This is a genomic window from Ochrobactrum teleogrylli (genome assembly GCF_037482325.1).
GTDB lineage: Bacteria > Pseudomonadota > Alphaproteobacteria > Rhizobiales > Rhizobiaceae > Brucella > Brucella teleogrylli.
Window position 1 is genome coordinate 1,541,903 of the sequence record NZ_JBBHKQ010000001.1, and the last position, 13,034, is coordinate 1,554,936.

A 13,034-nucleotide genomic window follows, 5' to 3' on the forward strand; every position below is an offset into this window, starting at 1 on the left:
CTGAATCCAATCGAAAAGGAGTAGGCATGTTGAAGAAACTTGCAGGTTTCGGTCTGGCTGCAGTGGTGGCGGGTACCATGACAATGGGCGCGGCCTTTGCGCAAGATAGCAAGACGGTGAAGATCGGCTGGGCCCCATGGTCCGACGCCGAATTCGTCACCAAGCTGGCGAAGAAGCTGATCGAAGACAATCTCGGCCAGAAGGTCGAACTGGTGCAGACTGATGTTGCACCGCTTTATCAGGGCGTCAGCCGTGGCGATATCGACGCCATGATGATGGCCTGGTTGCCGGAAACCCACGCCGATTATTACAAGCGCGTCGAGGGCAAGGTTGAAGATCTCGGGCCGCTCTATGAAGGCGCAAAGCTCGGCTGGATCGTGCCGGATTATATTCCGGAAAGCGAAATCAGCTCCATCGCCGATCTGAAGAAGCCGGAAGTGAAGGAAAAGCTGAAAGGCGAAATTCAGGGCATCGATCCGGGCGCCGGTCTGACGCGGCTTTCGCAGGAAGCGATCAAGAAATACGGGCTTGATTACAAGCTCAATATTTCGAGTGAAGCGGCAATGCTCACGACTGTTGACCGCGCGACGCGCTCCGATGGCTGGTTCGTGGCAACCTCGTGGAGCCCGCACTGGATGTTCGGCAAGTATAAGCTTCGCTATATCGCCGATCCGGAAGGAGCGCTGGGTGGTGCTGAACATATCAACGCCATTGCACGCAAGGGCTTCAAGGAAGACAACCCGAAAGTTGCTTCGCTGCTGACCAAGTTCAGCATTCCGATCAGCGAACTCGAAGCGGCGATGTTCGATGCGCAGGAAACCTCCTACGAGAAGGCTGTCGATAAATATATCGCCGACCATCCGGACCGCATCAAGGAATGGCTTGCCGAATAATCGGTAGCTCTGACAGGAAAAAGCCCCGCTCACGCGGGGCTTTTTTAGCCCTTGCGGGCGATCAGAATACCGGCAATGACGATTGCGCCGCCCAGCCCCTGCATCATGCCGAGTGGTTCGGACAAAATGGTCCAGGCGAGAAACGCCGCCACCACCGGCTGAAGCAGCAAGGTGAGCGACGAGAAGGAAGCCGGCAGAAATGCAAGCGCATAGGCGATCATGCTTTGTCCGGCGGCATGGGTGAGCCATGCAAGTCCTGCCAGTATCAGCCAGCCGTAGAGCGTGGTGGGCACGATCTGCCCTTCGGCAAAATAGGCGACTGGCAGCGAAACGATCGCCGCGATGGCGCTGCTCCAGAGCATGATGCGCATGGTCGAAAACCGGTTGCGCAGGCGTCCGACCGCCAGAATGTAACCGGCATAGAACACGGCAGCCAGCAGTGCGAGCGCATCGCCCGATGATTGCGAATGCAGGAGTTCGCCCGGCCCGCCTTTCAGCACGACCACACCCAGAATGGCCACAACCAACCCGATGATGAAGGACTGGCTGACACGCGCCTTGTAGAGCAGCCATGCGGCGAGCGTGACGAAGATCGGCGCCATATTGGCCAGAAGCGTCGCATTGGCGACCGACGTATAATGCAGCGACAAATGCCACGCGCCGAGATCGGCGGCGATGAACAGGCCGGGCACGGCCAGCAGCAGGCAATCCGTGAGGGTGAGGCGCTTGTTGTCTTTTATGTCGCTGCGTTCGCGTCCGCTCATCAGCAGCAGCGGGATGACCGCCAACGCCACGCGCCAGAAGCCGGTGGCAAGGGGGCCTACTTCCGACAGGCGGACAAAGATCGGCGAACTCGCAATGGCAAAGCCACCGGCCACCAGAATGGGCATGGCCCAACGCTGGCCAAAGGTCTGGGCGCTTGAAGGGGACGGGCCCGTTACGGGGCTTTCTGGAGCGGTCGTCTGCGACATTATCAAACTCGGGTCAAACTCGGGCGAAACCGGCGTTGCAGAGCGAATTCAGCATATTTATTCTGCAACACATGTTCTGAAACCGTCTGTCATGTCGCAAAGCAGTCGAATTATAGAAATTCTTGACTGTTGGCATACAGACGCCGAGATGCTTATTCCTGTTTGATGACAGCGTCCAGAAGAAAGAATGCGGGCATGACTGCTTTGCAGCCGTTGCTGCCACAACGCTTTCAGGAGGACGGTGCGTACAAAAAAGCGCCCCGCAGGGCGCTTTCCGATTGTCGATCTATGGCGCGTTACCGATAGGGCGAGACACATTGTCTGCGCGGGCCGCTGTTCGGCTGGAAGGTGTTATCCGATACGCGATAGGTGCGATAACGGTTCTGACACCAACGAACGTGGTTGTTGCTGTGAACAACGCGGGGCTGGTTCAGCGCGCCGCCGACGATTGCGCCTGCCGTGAAGGCTGCCAGCGGATACCACCAGCCATCACTGTGGCGGCGATAGCCGTTGCGGTAGTAGCGCGAGCCGTGATGGCCATGCCAGTAACCGGGACGGTTCGACGGACGGTGGCTGCTATGGGGCGGGCGACCGGGGCGATGGGCATTGCTTGGAGGGCGGCCCGGCCTGTGGGCGTTGCTCGGCGGACGTTTGTGGCGCTGGGCATGACCGCGCGGCGGACGGCGATCATCGCGAACCTGTTCGACGTTCTGATTGAGAGCAGGACGCTCAAGGTTCATCGGCGCAGCCATGGTTGGTACGATGGATGTAAATCCAAAGACCAGCGCCAAGGTCCCCGCGCACGCCTTTTTCAGAATTTTCATATGCAACCCTCCGTATGGAATGACGCAACTAAACGCCTGAAAACACAATTGGTTCCGTTTCCAGGCGATGATTGGCCCACAATTTTGACCGGAGGATTGTGAAATCTATTCCGTGCCGATGCGCACGATCTTGTCGACCAGAGCGGACGCCAGATGGAGCGCGCTGCCGGTAGCAGCCACGATCTGGGGCAGGATCATCCATTCCAGCATCCATGCCGCGCCCGAACGTTCCTGCTCATGCACCATGGATTGATGCAGGCCGGAAACTTGCACCGCGTTGAAACGGGCAAGGCTGACCAGCACTTCCGCACCGACCGGATTTTGCTTGTGCGGCATGGCCGATGATCCGCCGCCGCCCGAAAGAGAAAGCTCTGCGCCAAGTTCGGCCATCAGCGCAATGTCCTGCCCGAATTTGCCGAGCGTTCCCGTGATCAGCGACAGGAGGCTGCCGAATTCTGCGATGAAAGCGCGCTGGCTTTGCCATTGCGGGCGGTCGTGCAGACCAAGTTTCTCTGCCAGAAGCGCCCGCAGGGCCGGGCCGCTCTCGCCGAACTTTTCAAGCGTTCCCGCCGCGCCGCCAAATTGCAGCGGAAAGGCGAGGGTGCTGAGCTTCTGGTCGTAACCGCCGAGCGGCGTCTGCCAGCTCGCAATCCGGTCGGAAACCGTGACGGGAATGGCGGCCTGCATCCGGGTATAGGCGGTGAGGCTGTTTTTGCCGAAGGTCGCATCGAGCCATTTGAAGCGGTCGGAAAGCTGATGCAGCCGACCGCGCAGAATTGCATTCGCCGCCTGCAGCCGCAGCATCAGGCTTGTGTCGATGACATCCTGACTGGTGGCTCCGAAATGCAGCTGTGCGGCGAATTCCGGGCCTGTGGCCTTGCGCAGTTCCTTCACGAGTGCCGGAATGATCACGCCATCCCGTGCCGTCCCGCTTTCAAGAACGGACAGGTCCGGTTCGAAAGTCTCAGCCGCCAGCCTGATCGCATTGGCGGTTTCGACCGGGATTATGCCGAGCGAAGCCTGGGCATCCGACAATGCCACCTCGAAGCGGACCATTCCGGCGATGTCAGCCGCAGCCGTGAAGAGACTTAATATCTCTTCGTCATCGCCGAAAAGCCCGGCCAGAAACGGATGTTCGAATACCGAAATGCTCATGCGTCAAATATCGAAAAAGACGGTTTCTTTTTCGCCCTGCAAATAAATGTCGAAGTGATAGATGTCACCTTCGCGCTGGCCGATCAAGGTCTCAACGCGCGCACGATGCTCGACGCGCGCCAGAACCGGATCTTCCGCATTGGCGTCTGCCTCATCGGAGAAATACATACGCGTCTGCAAGCCGAGATTGATGCCGCGTGCAACGATCCAGAACGTGATATGCGGCGCCATCAGGCGTCCATCCCGGAAGGGAACGCGACCGGGCTTGATCGTCTCGAAGGTGAACTCGCCAGTTTCCATATGGCTGGGGCAGCGGCCCCATCCACGGAAATTGGGGTCGGCCTTGCCGCCGGTTTCCGAAGGGCTGTTGTAAAGCCCCTTGGCGTCGGCCTGCCAGATTTCCACCAGCGCATCGCGCAGCGGCGCGCCCATGCCATCGATAACGCGACCCTTGATGGTCACACGCTCGCCGGACGTCTTGTCGTTGGTGAGCGGGCCGGACCCGAGATCTTCCGCGAAAACGCCATTGATGCCGACGAAATTCGGCGTCAGCCCGATATGGACGTAAGGGCCCGCAGTTTGCGATGCGCTTTCCTTGAGATAACCCAGTGGCTGTACCATATCAGTTGCCCTCCGGCCGGTTTTCAAAGAAGGTCGAGCGGCGTCCGCGCAACACAATGTCGAACTTGTAGGCCAGCATGTCCATCGGCAGGCTCGCATTCATGTCGAGCGGTGCGATAAGGCGCTCAACCGCGCTTCTGTCGGGAACAGTCTTCACAATCGGGCAGCGCCAGATCAGCGGATCACCTTCGAAATACATTTGGGTGATCAGACGCTGCGAGAAGCCATGGCCGAAGATCGAGAAATGGATATGCGCCGGGCGCCAGTCATTGACGCCATTTGGCCACGGATAAGCGCCGGGCTGGATCGTCTTGAACCAGTAATAGCCATTCTCGTCGGTGATCGTGCGGCCCACGCCGCCGAAATTCGGATCGATGGCCGCGAGATAGGTTTCCTTCTTGTGCCGGTAGCGACCGCCAGCATTGGCCTGCCAGAATTCGACAAGCGCACCAGGGATCGGGCGATTGCTTTCGTCCAGCACACGACCATGCACCAGAATGCGCGGGCCGACCGGCATTTCGCCGGGGCGCGCATAGTTGCGGATCAGGTCGTTATCGAGTTCGTTCAACATGCCATGGCCGAAAACCGGGCCGGTAATCTCGCTCTTGGTGCCTTCCAGCGAAAGCAGCGCGCGGGTGGGCGAGCGCAGAACGGATGTCTTGTACCACGGCGTATAGGCCGGTGGATGCATGGTGAGATCACGAGCGAAAAAAGGGCTCGTTTCCGGCGGTGTGTTTTTCATTTCTCGGCTTCCTCCGCTTCCATCTGCGCGTAGGTCTGTTTGGCGATCTTGAACGCGTGGTTCGATGCAGGCACGCCCGCATAAATCGCAACATGCAGCAGAGCTTCGCAGATGTCTTCCTTGGTTGCGCCCGTATTTTTCGTGGCGCGGATATGCATTGCAACTTCATCGTCCTGGCCAAGAGCGGCCAGAAGCGCAATCGTCACCATGGAGCGCTCGCGCTTTGTCCATTGCGGACGCGACCAGACCGTTCCCCATGCCGTTTCGGTAATAAGCTCCTGAAAGGGCGCATCAAGTCCCGTGGCAGCCTTCGATGCCCGGTCCACATGCGCATCGCCCAGAACCGAGCGACGGACGCTCATTCCAAGCTTGTAACGCTCGGAGCGCTCGACAGTGTCACCCATGGCTATTCTCCCTGTGGAAGCTTAATTTGAAAGTCGGGTTGAAAGAAAATCGCGCAATAGCGAGACATAGGCGTCTGGCTGTTCAACGCAGGGTATGTGGCCGCTATGCGCAATTTCAGCGAAATGCGCGCCGGGCACGAGGCTTGCCAGTTCCTTGACGAGCGCTGGCGGTGTTGCGCCATCCTGATCGCCCACGACACAAAGCACGGGCACGGCAATCGCCTTGGCCGCTTGCGTGAAATCCGCATCGCGCAGGGCTGCGCAGGTTGCCGCATAGCCCTCGAGTGGCTGGCGCACGAACATGTTGCAATAGGCGCGGAAGGCGTCATTGTCGGGCTTGCGGAAATCGTCGGTGAACCAGCGCGGCATCGTGCCGTCGAGAATGCTGGCAAGACCGTTTTGCATAATGGCGTCGATGCGGGCGTTCCACATCTCCGCGGTGCCAATCTTGTGGGCGGTGTTGGACAGGACCAGACCCGCGACGAGATCGGGACGGGCGGCATAAACGCCCTGCGCAATCAGTCCGCCGACCGAAAGGCCGCACAGAACCACGCGGCGGATCGACAGTTTTTCCAAAAGCGCGATCAGATCCTGCGCCAGAAGTTCGATGCTGTAGGGCGTATTGCCGATATCGGAAAGGCCGTGCCCGCGCTTGTCGTAAACCAGCGTCGGGATATCGTTGCCGAGCTTCGCCCTCACGTCATCCCAGATGCGCAGGTCGGTTCCCAGTGAATTGATGAAAACCAGAACGGGCTTTTCATCACCACTCCACTGCAAATCATAGTGAAGGACGATATCGTTGACGTTTGCGAACTGCACGGCTTTCTCCTCTTGATCAGCACTGTTGCGCTTTCCAATTGGTTAAGTAAAATGATATTATCAGTCAAAAATATAACTCATAGGTTATCCAATAAGTGATCGGAAACAGGATCAAGTTTCGCCATCTGCACACCTTTGTTGAAGTGGCGCGGCAGAAGAGCGTGGTCAAGGCGTCGGAGATTTTGAATATCAGCCAGCCCGCCGTCACCAAAACTATCCGTGAGCTGGAGGAGGTGCTGGGCGTTCCGGTTCTGGAGCGCGACGGTCGCGGCATTCGTATTACGCGGTTTGGCGAGGTATTCCTGCGCCATGCGGGTACGGCGCTGACGGCCTTGCGGCAGGGGCTGGATTCGGTCTCGCAGGAGCTCGACGGTTCCGGCCCGCCCATTCGTGTCGGCGCCTTGCCGACAGTTTCCACACGCATCATGCCCAAGGCCATGAGCCTGTTTCTGGCGGAAAAGGCGGGCAGCCGCGTGAAGATCGTCACGGGCGAGAATGCGGTTTTGCTGGAGCAGTTGCGCGTCGGCGATCTCGATCTGGTTGTCGGGCGTCTTGCCGCGCCGGAAAAGATGACCGGCTTTTCCTTCGAACACCTCTATTCCGAGCAGGTGCGGTTTCTGGTCCGGGCAGGGCATCCGCTGACCGACGGGCGACCCGTCTTCGACCATCTGGCGGATTATCCGGTGCTGATGCCGACTCAAAATTCGATCATCCGTCCTTTTGTGGAGCGGTTGCTGATTGCCAACGGCATTGGCGCGCTGCCCATTCAGGTTGAAACCGTGTCGGATGCTTTCGGGCGCGCTTTCGTTCGCGAGAGCGATGCAATCTGGATCATTTCCGAAGGTGTCGTGGCGCGCGATGTGGCGGAAGGCAAACTGGTCATGTTACCGATCGATACCAGCGAGACTGTCGGGCCGGTTGGTCTGACAATGCGGACGGATACGGTCAGCTCCGGGGCGCTGCAAATGCTTATCCAGATATTGCGCGACGTGTCCGGCGCGTCTCTGTCCCGCTCGTCCACAAGCAGACTGCAATAAGGCTAGTGGATTGAATTTGACGTTTGAATCCCGGCTGACATAGATGCTGTTTCAAACGTCAAATTCGAAAAATCCACTAGATACATATACTTGCTAGTGATCTTTTTGATTCCAACATTTGCTCAGCGCGTGAACCGAGGAATGCAAATGTTGGAATCAGACCACTAGTGGTGCAATAGTTCGCCCAGAAATTTGCGCGTGCGTTCCTGCTTCGGATTGGCGAAGAATTCGTCCGGGGACGCCTGTTCAATAATCGCGCCTTCGGCCATGAAGATCACGCGGTCGGCCACCTGACGGGCAAAACCCATTTCATGGGTGACGCAGATCATCGTCATGCCTTCTTCGGCAAGGCTGACCATGGTGTCGAGCACTTCCTTGACCATTTCCGGATCAAGGGCCGAAGTCGGTTCATCGAAGAGCATGACCTTCGGCTTCATGCAGAGCGCTCGCGCAATCGCAACGCGCTGTTGCTGGCCGCCCGAAAGCTGCGACGGATATTTATCGGCCTGCTCGAGAATTTTCACCCGGTCCAGAAGCGCCCTGGCGCTTTTTTCCGCATCGGCCTTGCTGGCTCCAAGCGAGCGCATGGGCGCCAGCATGCAGTTTTGCAGCACGGTGAGATGCGGGAACAGATTGAACTGCTGAAACACCATACCGACCTCACGGCGCACCGCATCGATGGTTTTGCCCGCATGGCCGAGCAAAATGCCGCCAACGTGGATTTCACCCTTCTGGTAGGTTTCGAGATGATTGATGCAGCGGATGAGCGTGGATTTTCCACTGCCGGAGGGACCGCAGAGAACGATCTTTTCTCCCTTGCGCACCGCCAGATTGACATCGTGCAAGGCTTGAAAATGGCCATACCATTTCTCGACATTCTGCAAGCGGATCATCGCTTCGGAAGGATCGGCGGATGGCTGGTGGATCATCGGGTCACTCCGGGCATGGTTCAGGCTCAGCGGCTCGACGCGGCAAATTTACGTTCAAGATGCGCGCCGAAGATCGTCAGCGGGCAGCACATCAGGAAGTAGAGAATGCCCACAACGCCGAAGACAGTGAGCGGCTCGAAAATCTGGTTCGAAATGATGTTGCCAGCCCGCGTCAGCTCGGTGAAGCCGACGATGGAGGCAAGCGATGTTCCCTTGATAAGCTGCACCAGAAAGCCGATGGTTGCGGGCAGCGAAATGCGGATCGCCTGCGGCAGGATTACATCCTTCATGCGCCAGAAATAGCGAAGGCTCAGCGCTTTCGCGGCCTCCATCTGTCCCTTGGGAACCGCCTCAATCGAGCCGCGCCAGATTTCGCCAAGATAGGCGCTGGCATGCAGGGTCAGGCCGATGGCGACGGCCAGCCATGCATCGAGTTTCAGCCCGATCAGTGCAAGGCCATAATAGACGACGAAGAGCTGCATCAGGAGCGGCGTGCCCTGAAAGACCGCGATATAGCCAGCGGTCAATCGTTCCAGCACAGGAAAGCCCGATGTGCGAAGCAAGGCAATGCCAAGACCGGCCGTGCAGCCGCAGACGAAGCCCACGGCGGAGAGCGCGACCGTCCACTTCAATCCGATCAGCAGGAAGACGAATTCATCGCGACCCATGGGAATGCTCCTACTTGACCGGATAGGCGAAATAGCGCGCCGAAATGAAGGAGAAGAGGCGCATCATGACCCAGGAAATCACCAGATAGAACGCCGTGACGGTGAAATAGACCTCGAAGCTGCGGAAGCTGTCGGATTCGATGCGCTGGGCAACTGAGGTCAGTTCATAGGCCGAGATTGCCGAGGCGATGCTGGTCGTCAGCGTCAACAGGATGAACTGGCTGGTCAGCGATGGGAAAATTGCCCGCAAGCCCGGTTTCAGCACGATCAATCGGAAGACCTGCGCCTTATGCAGACCAAGCGCGATGCCCGCCTCGATCTGGCCTTTCGGAATGGATTGAACACCGCCACGAATGATTTCGATGGCATAGGCGCCGCCATTGATGCCGAGCGCAATGATGGCGGTCGGCGTCGGGTCGAGCCGGACACCGGCCAGCGGCAGAGCGAAATAGATGAAGAATATCTGGACGAGAAAGGGCGTGTTGCGGATGAGTTCGACAAAGCCGATGACCAGCCATCGCAAAAACCAGTAGCGCGAACCGCGCAGCAGAACACCGCCAATGCCGATGACGATTGCCAGCAACATGCCGAATATGGCCAGGGTAAAGGTGCCCAGACAGGCAAGCAGCAGGTTGGGGAGGCCATCGATGACCGGCGTGAAATCCAGAGTATAATTCATCGTTCGCTCTGTCTGTTTTTATCAAGGCGCGGCGAGATCGCCGTTGCTCTCTTGCTCCAATTGACCGGCGCGGCTGGCCAGATGTCTGTCGGTCAGTCCTTGTCGGCCATTTTCGCCATGGCTTGCACGGCCAGTTCATACCCATTCGCGCCGAACCCGATCAGAATGCCGGTTGCGACACGCGAAATGAGCGAATTGTGGTAGATGCTCTCGCGGGCATGGACATTTGAAATATGCAGCTCGATCTTCGGGCCGTCGAACATTTTCAACGCATCGAGCAGGGCGACCGACGTGAAAGTATAGCCCGCGGGATTGACGATGATGCCGCAGGCTTGTTTGCGCGCCTGATGCACGCTTTCCACCAGTTCTCCCTCGAAATTGGTCTGGCGAAAATCGACTGCAAATCCCAGCGTCTCAGCCACCTGTGTCGCGCGGTCGCGAATATCGGCAAGCGTTGTGGTGCCATAGACTGTCGGCTCGCGCTCGCCGAGCAGATTGAGATTGGGGCCGTTCAAGATAAAGATTGTTCTGGACATGGTGCTTCCCGAAACGGCGGGTAAGCCGTTTTACGACATGAGGAAACGGTTGCAGACGCTGGCGTTTTTAGGATCGGATTGGCGCCCCCCGGTGCCAATCCAAATCTTGTTTTTATGCATTTGAACGCAAAGCGGCTTCGCGCTTTTGCCGGGAATGCTTTTTAGCCAGCGTCTGCAATCGGGATCGCTGAATTATCAGTTCGCCGTGAAGGAAACGCCTTCAAGCTTTTCCGGGAATTCCGGAACCGGCACCTTCATCCACTTGTCGTAGATTTTCTTCAGCTCGCCATTGTCCTTGATCTTGTCGATGAAGCTGTTGATGGCGACGTTGAGTTCCTTTTCGCCCAGACGCGTGCAGGCGCCATTATAAAGCTTCTGGAATTCCAGCTTGTTTTCGAATTCGCCCGGACGGGCCTTCTCGACGCGGTCCATGTAGAAGATGTTTCCGCCCAATGCCTGCACCTGACCCGAAGCCAGAGCCTGAACGCTTGGCGCATCGCCGTCATAGCGGCGGATGGTGGCGCTGGATGGTGCGTTCTTGGTCACCTGCGTGTCCTGCGCAGCGCCCTTCGCAACCGCGATGGTGAGATTGGCCATATCTTCATTGGTCTTGATCGACATGGATTTCGGGCCGATCAGCACAATGGCATTGGCCACATAGGGCTTGCTGAACTGTACCGCCTTGGCGCGTTCCGGCAGCATGGCCATGGTTGCGAACAGCACGTCGACGCGACCGGTGGTCAGCGCGGGAATGCGGTTGTTGACTTCGAGCGGTACGAATTCGACCGGCACGCCCAGTTCCTTGCCGAACAGATTGGCGATATCGGCGTCAAGGCCGTCCTGCTGGCCAGCGCTCGTCACGAAACCCCATGGCGGATTGTCGCCCTGAATTCCAACGATCAGCTTGCCGCGCGCCTTGATTTCCTCTGGCGTGATGGCGGATGCGGGCTTGGTCATCCCGGCGGCGGCAACCAGCGCCGCCGCACCCAGCATCATGTTGCGACGTGTCAGCATCGATTTAAACATTCGTTCCTCCTCCCAAAAACTGCCGCTCTGTCGATCCTCTCCCGTGGATCAGATGGCCGTATGAGTATATTTTTGTCAGATGATGCTTGGCAAATCAACCGAGTTTATAAAAATCATATGAGATTTTGTATTTTGCACAAAACGCATTTTTCCGACAGACAACCGACGGATATGTACGAGCGAATGCGGTTCAGACGATGCGCCCGCTTTTGAGAATATGATCCATGCCGCTCTGGATATGGCGGCGCACAACGGCTTGCGCGCCTTCGACATCGCGTGCCACGGCCAGTTCGAATAGCAATTTGTGGTCATGCACGACGGGGCGTCCGCGAAAGGTCTGCGCCAGCATGTGATAGCGCAAAAAGCGGTCGAACACCGAGGACAGCGCCGTCAGCAATGTTTGCGAATCGCATGCCGAGACGATGGCCTGATGAAACTCCCAGTCGTAACGCACCCAGTCGATGGTGCGCGATGCATCGCCTGCAAGCAGCACTCTTTCCGCAGCGGCGAGCTTGTGGTGGGCCGCAACGATACGCCCCTCCCATTCCAGATCGCCGACCGCGAAGGAAAGCCCGATGGCGTGGGTTTCGAGAACCGAGCGCAGATCGGCCAGTTCCTCAAGCTCCTTGCGGGAAGCCGGGCTCACTTCAAAACCGCGCTGCCCTTCAGCCACGACCAGATTTTCCGTGGTCAGCCGGTTGAGGATCTCGCGCAGCGACGAGACGCTGATCGAATAGCGCTCCCTTGCCTGTTCCAGCTTGATCTTGGCCCGTGGCGGCAATGTACCGGAGATGATGTCCTTGCGGATCTGCCGGAAAACTACATCGCTGACGGTTTCGGTGGGTGCGCTTTCTTCCCGCAGCATGGTGTTTCCTTTTCCGTGGCGGTCACGATCAACGGCAGTGGCAAATCAGGGCAGGGTGCCCCCGGCCAGCGCATGTTGGACGCCGCCATCTATGTGCTTGATAAGAATGGCTTTTGCTTCGGTCGCATTGCGCGCTAGCGCAGCGTCGAGCAATTGCTTGTGTTCCTTTTCGGCGACATCGCCGCGATAGGACAGCGCAACCATCTGATAGCGTAGATATTTGTCGAAGACGGTGGCGTGGGTTTCCATCAGCAATCTTGAACCGCAGGCGGAAATTAGCGCCTGATGAAACTCCCAGTCATAGCGTTTCCATTCTTCCGCCCGGCTGGCGTCGCCTGACGCCATGATCTGCTCCATCCGCGAAAGCTTGTAGTGCGCGGAGACCAGTTGCGCCTCCCAATCCATCCCGCCGAAAGCGAAGGATTGCTCCAGCGCGTGGGTTTCGAGCAACAGGCGCAATGCAGCGATTTCCTTGAGATCGGCATCCGACATGGGCGCGACTTCGAAGCCGCGCTGGCCTTCGGCAACGACAAATCCTTCCGATGATAGCCGGTTGAGGATTTCGCGCAACGTACTCACACTGGTGTCGTAGGAATCCTTCAGGCTTTCCAGCCGCAACCGCTGCGCAGGCGCCAGCCGCCCGAAGATAATATCGGTCCGAATGCGGCGATAGCAGCTTTCAGCAATGGACTCATTGGAAGATTCGTAACGCATTTGGAGATATCTCAGATATTCGACACTTTATCATACATGTCTCGCGCTGCGGTTACAATGTGATATCCTGTCTTGCGGCAAGGTCCGACATTTTCTCGGATGATTTTTGGATCGTCCCTGAATACGGAGGCTGACCGGCCTTCACGGAATA

16 protein-coding genes are annotated in these 13,034 nt (G+C 57.8%); 2 read left to right on the forward strand and 14 right to left on the reverse strand.

Annotated elements, in window-relative coordinates:
* The first annotated feature begins 26 nt into the window (after positions 1–26).
* Positions 27–893: a glycine betaine ABC transporter substrate-binding protein gene (locus WIX40_RS07195; protein ID WP_109367130.1), complete on the forward strand. Its 867-nt coding sequence runs from the start codon at positions 27–29 to the stop codon at positions 891–893.
* 44 nt (positions 894–937) lie between these two features.
* Here the strand turns inward: WIX40_RS07195 and WIX40_RS07200 are convergent, their stop codons facing one another.
* The 7 genes from WIX40_RS07200 to pcaD all read right to left on the reverse strand — a co-directional run bounded on the left by WIX40_RS07200 (position 938) and on the right by pcaD (position 6,429).
* Positions 938–1,864: a DMT family transporter gene (locus WIX40_RS07200; protein ID WP_339439552.1), complete on the reverse strand. Its 927-nt coding sequence runs from the start codon at positions 1,862–1,864 to the stop codon at positions 938–940.
* A gap of 296 nt (positions 1,865–2,160) precedes the next feature.
* Positions 2,161–2,688, reverse strand: a complete 528-nt coding sequence (locus WIX40_RS07205; protein WP_140023941.1) for a BA14K family protein — start codon at positions 2,686–2,688, stop codon at positions 2,161–2,163.
* Between the two features lie 105 nt (positions 2,689–2,793).
* On the reverse strand, positions 2,794–3,843 hold the full coding sequence (locus WIX40_RS07210) for a 3-carboxy-cis,cis-muconate cycloisomerase (protein WP_171317558.1): 1,050 nt from the start codon (positions 3,841–3,843) through the stop codon (positions 2,794–2,796).
* A gap of 3 nt (positions 3,844–3,846) precedes the next feature.
* The gene (pcaG, locus tag WIX40_RS07215; protein ID WP_339439554.1) at positions 3,847–4,464 is read right to left on the reverse strand and encodes a protocatechuate 3,4-dioxygenase subunit alpha; all 618 of its coding nucleotides are present in this window, start codon (positions 4,462–4,464) and stop codon (positions 3,847–3,849) included.
* Position 4,465: 1 nt separating this feature from the next.
* Positions 4,466–5,206 carry a protocatechuate 3,4-dioxygenase subunit beta gene (gene pcaH / locus WIX40_RS07220; RefSeq protein WP_121538193.1) on the reverse strand — a complete coding sequence of 247 codons (741 nt, stop codon included), beginning with the start codon at positions 5,204–5,206 and terminating at the stop codon, positions 4,466–4,468.
* Positions 5,203–5,610, reverse strand: coding sequence for a 4-carboxymuconolactone decarboxylase (gene pcaC, locus WIX40_RS07225; RefSeq protein ID WP_121538195.1), 408 nt, complete (start codon positions 5,608–5,610; stop codon positions 5,203–5,205). The genes pcaH and pcaC overlap by 4 nt, the downstream gene beginning before the upstream one ends.
* A 21-nt stretch (positions 5,611–5,631) precedes the next feature.
* On the reverse strand, positions 5,632–6,429 hold the full coding sequence (pcaD, locus tag WIX40_RS07230; RefSeq protein WP_339439555.1) for a 3-oxoadipate enol-lactonase: 798 nt from the start codon (positions 6,427–6,429) through the stop codon (positions 5,632–5,634).
* A 95-nt stretch (positions 6,430–6,524) separates the two neighbouring features.
* Between pcaD and pcaQ the strand changes: the two genes are divergently transcribed.
* Positions 6,525–7,466 carry a pca operon transcription factor PcaQ gene (pcaQ, locus tag WIX40_RS07235; protein WP_140023938.1) on the forward strand — a complete coding sequence of 314 codons (942 nt, stop codon included), beginning with the start codon at positions 6,525–6,527 and terminating at the stop codon, positions 7,464–7,466.
* A 164-nt stretch (positions 7,467–7,630) separates the two neighbouring features.
* Here the strand turns inward: pcaQ and WIX40_RS07240 are convergent, their stop codons facing one another.
* The 7 genes from WIX40_RS07240 to WIX40_RS07270 form a co-directional block, all read right to left on the reverse strand.
* A complete protein-coding gene (locus WIX40_RS07240; protein ID WP_339440968.1) occupies positions 7,631–8,359 on the reverse strand; it encodes an amino acid ABC transporter ATP-binding protein in 729 nt (242 codons plus the stop codon).
* 62 nt (positions 8,360–8,421) lie between these two features.
* On the reverse strand, positions 8,422–9,063 hold the full coding sequence (locus tag WIX40_RS07245; protein ID WP_339439558.1) for an amino acid ABC transporter permease: 642 nt from the start codon (positions 9,061–9,063) through the stop codon (positions 8,422–8,424).
* 10 nt (positions 9,064–9,073) lie between these two features.
* Positions 9,074–9,742, reverse strand: coding sequence for an amino acid ABC transporter permease (locus WIX40_RS07250; RefSeq protein ID WP_339439560.1), 669 nt, complete (start codon positions 9,740–9,742; stop codon positions 9,074–9,076).
* Between the two features lie 92 nt (positions 9,743–9,834).
* Positions 9,835–10,278: a type II 3-dehydroquinate dehydratase gene (aroQ, locus tag WIX40_RS07255; RefSeq protein WP_339439562.1), complete on the reverse strand. Its 444-nt coding sequence runs from the start codon at positions 10,276–10,278 to the stop codon at positions 9,835–9,837.
* A gap of 195 nt (positions 10,279–10,473) precedes the next feature.
* A complete protein-coding gene (locus tag WIX40_RS07260; RefSeq protein ID WP_339439564.1) occupies positions 10,474–11,304 on the reverse strand; it encodes a transporter substrate-binding domain-containing protein in 831 nt (276 codons plus the stop codon).
* Positions 11,305–11,494: 190 nt separating this feature from the next.
* Positions 11,495–12,169 (reverse strand): GntR family transcriptional regulator, encoded by a 675-nt coding sequence (locus tag WIX40_RS07265; protein ID WP_339439566.1) that lies wholly within the window; start codon positions 12,167–12,169, stop codon positions 11,495–11,497.
* Between the two features lie 45 nt (positions 12,170–12,214).
* Positions 12,215–12,883 (reverse strand): GntR family transcriptional regulator, encoded by a 669-nt coding sequence (locus tag WIX40_RS07270; protein WP_109367144.1) that lies wholly within the window; start codon positions 12,881–12,883, stop codon positions 12,215–12,217.
* Between the last annotated feature and the right edge of the window lie 151 nt (positions 12,884–13,034).

Excerpts from the sequence above, each read along its gene's own strand:
- WIX40_RS07195 (WP_109367130.1), top strand. The coding sequence starts at position 27 with ATGTTGAAGAAACTTGCAGGTTTCGGTCTGGCTGCAGTGGTGGCGGGT.
- WIX40_RS07200 (WP_339439552.1), bottom strand. The coding sequence starts at position 1,864 with ATGTCGCAGACGACCGCTCCAGAAAGCCCCGTAACGGGCCCGTCCCCT.
- WIX40_RS07205 (WP_140023941.1), bottom strand. The coding sequence starts at position 2,688 with ATGAAAATTCTGAAAAAGGCGTGCGCGGGGACCTTGGCGCTGGTCTTT.
- WIX40_RS07210 (WP_171317558.1), bottom strand. The coding sequence starts at position 3,843 with ATGAGCATTTCGGTATTCGAACATCCGTTTCTGGCCGGGCTTTTCGGC.
- pcaG (WP_339439554.1), bottom strand. The coding sequence starts at position 4,464 with ATGGTACAGCCACTGGGTTATCTCAAGGAAAGCGCATCGCAAACTGCG.
- pcaH (WP_121538193.1), bottom strand. The coding sequence starts at position 5,206 with ATGAAAAACACACCGCCGGAAACGAGCCCTTTTTTCGCTCGTGATCTC.
- pcaC (WP_121538195.1), bottom strand. The coding sequence starts at position 5,610 with ATGGGTGACACTGTCGAGCGCTCCGAGCGTTACAAGCTTGGAATGAGC.
- WIX40_RS07240 (WP_339440968.1), bottom strand. The coding sequence starts at position 8,359 with ATGATCCGCTTGCAGAATGTCGAGAAATGGTATGGCCATTTTCAAGCC.
- WIX40_RS07245 (WP_339439558.1), bottom strand. The coding sequence starts at position 9,063 with ATGGGTCGCGATGAATTCGTCTTCCTGCTGATCGGATTGAAGTGGACG.
- WIX40_RS07250 (WP_339439560.1), bottom strand. The coding sequence starts at position 9,742 with ATGAATTATACTCTGGATTTCACGCCGGTCATCGATGGCCTCCCCAAC.
- aroQ (WP_339439562.1), bottom strand. The coding sequence starts at position 10,278 with ATGTCCAGAACAATCTTTATCTTGAACGGCCCCAATCTCAATCTGCTC.
- WIX40_RS07260 (WP_339439564.1), bottom strand. The coding sequence starts at position 11,304 with ATGTTTAAATCGATGCTGACACGTCGCAACATGATGCTGGGTGCGGCG.
- WIX40_RS07265 (WP_339439566.1), bottom strand. The coding sequence starts at position 12,169 with ATGCTGCGGGAAGAAAGCGCACCCACCGAAACCGTCAGCGATGTAGTT.
- WIX40_RS07270 (WP_109367144.1), bottom strand. The coding sequence starts at position 12,883 with ATGCGTTACGAATCTTCCAATGAGTCCATTGCTGAAAGCTGCTATCGC.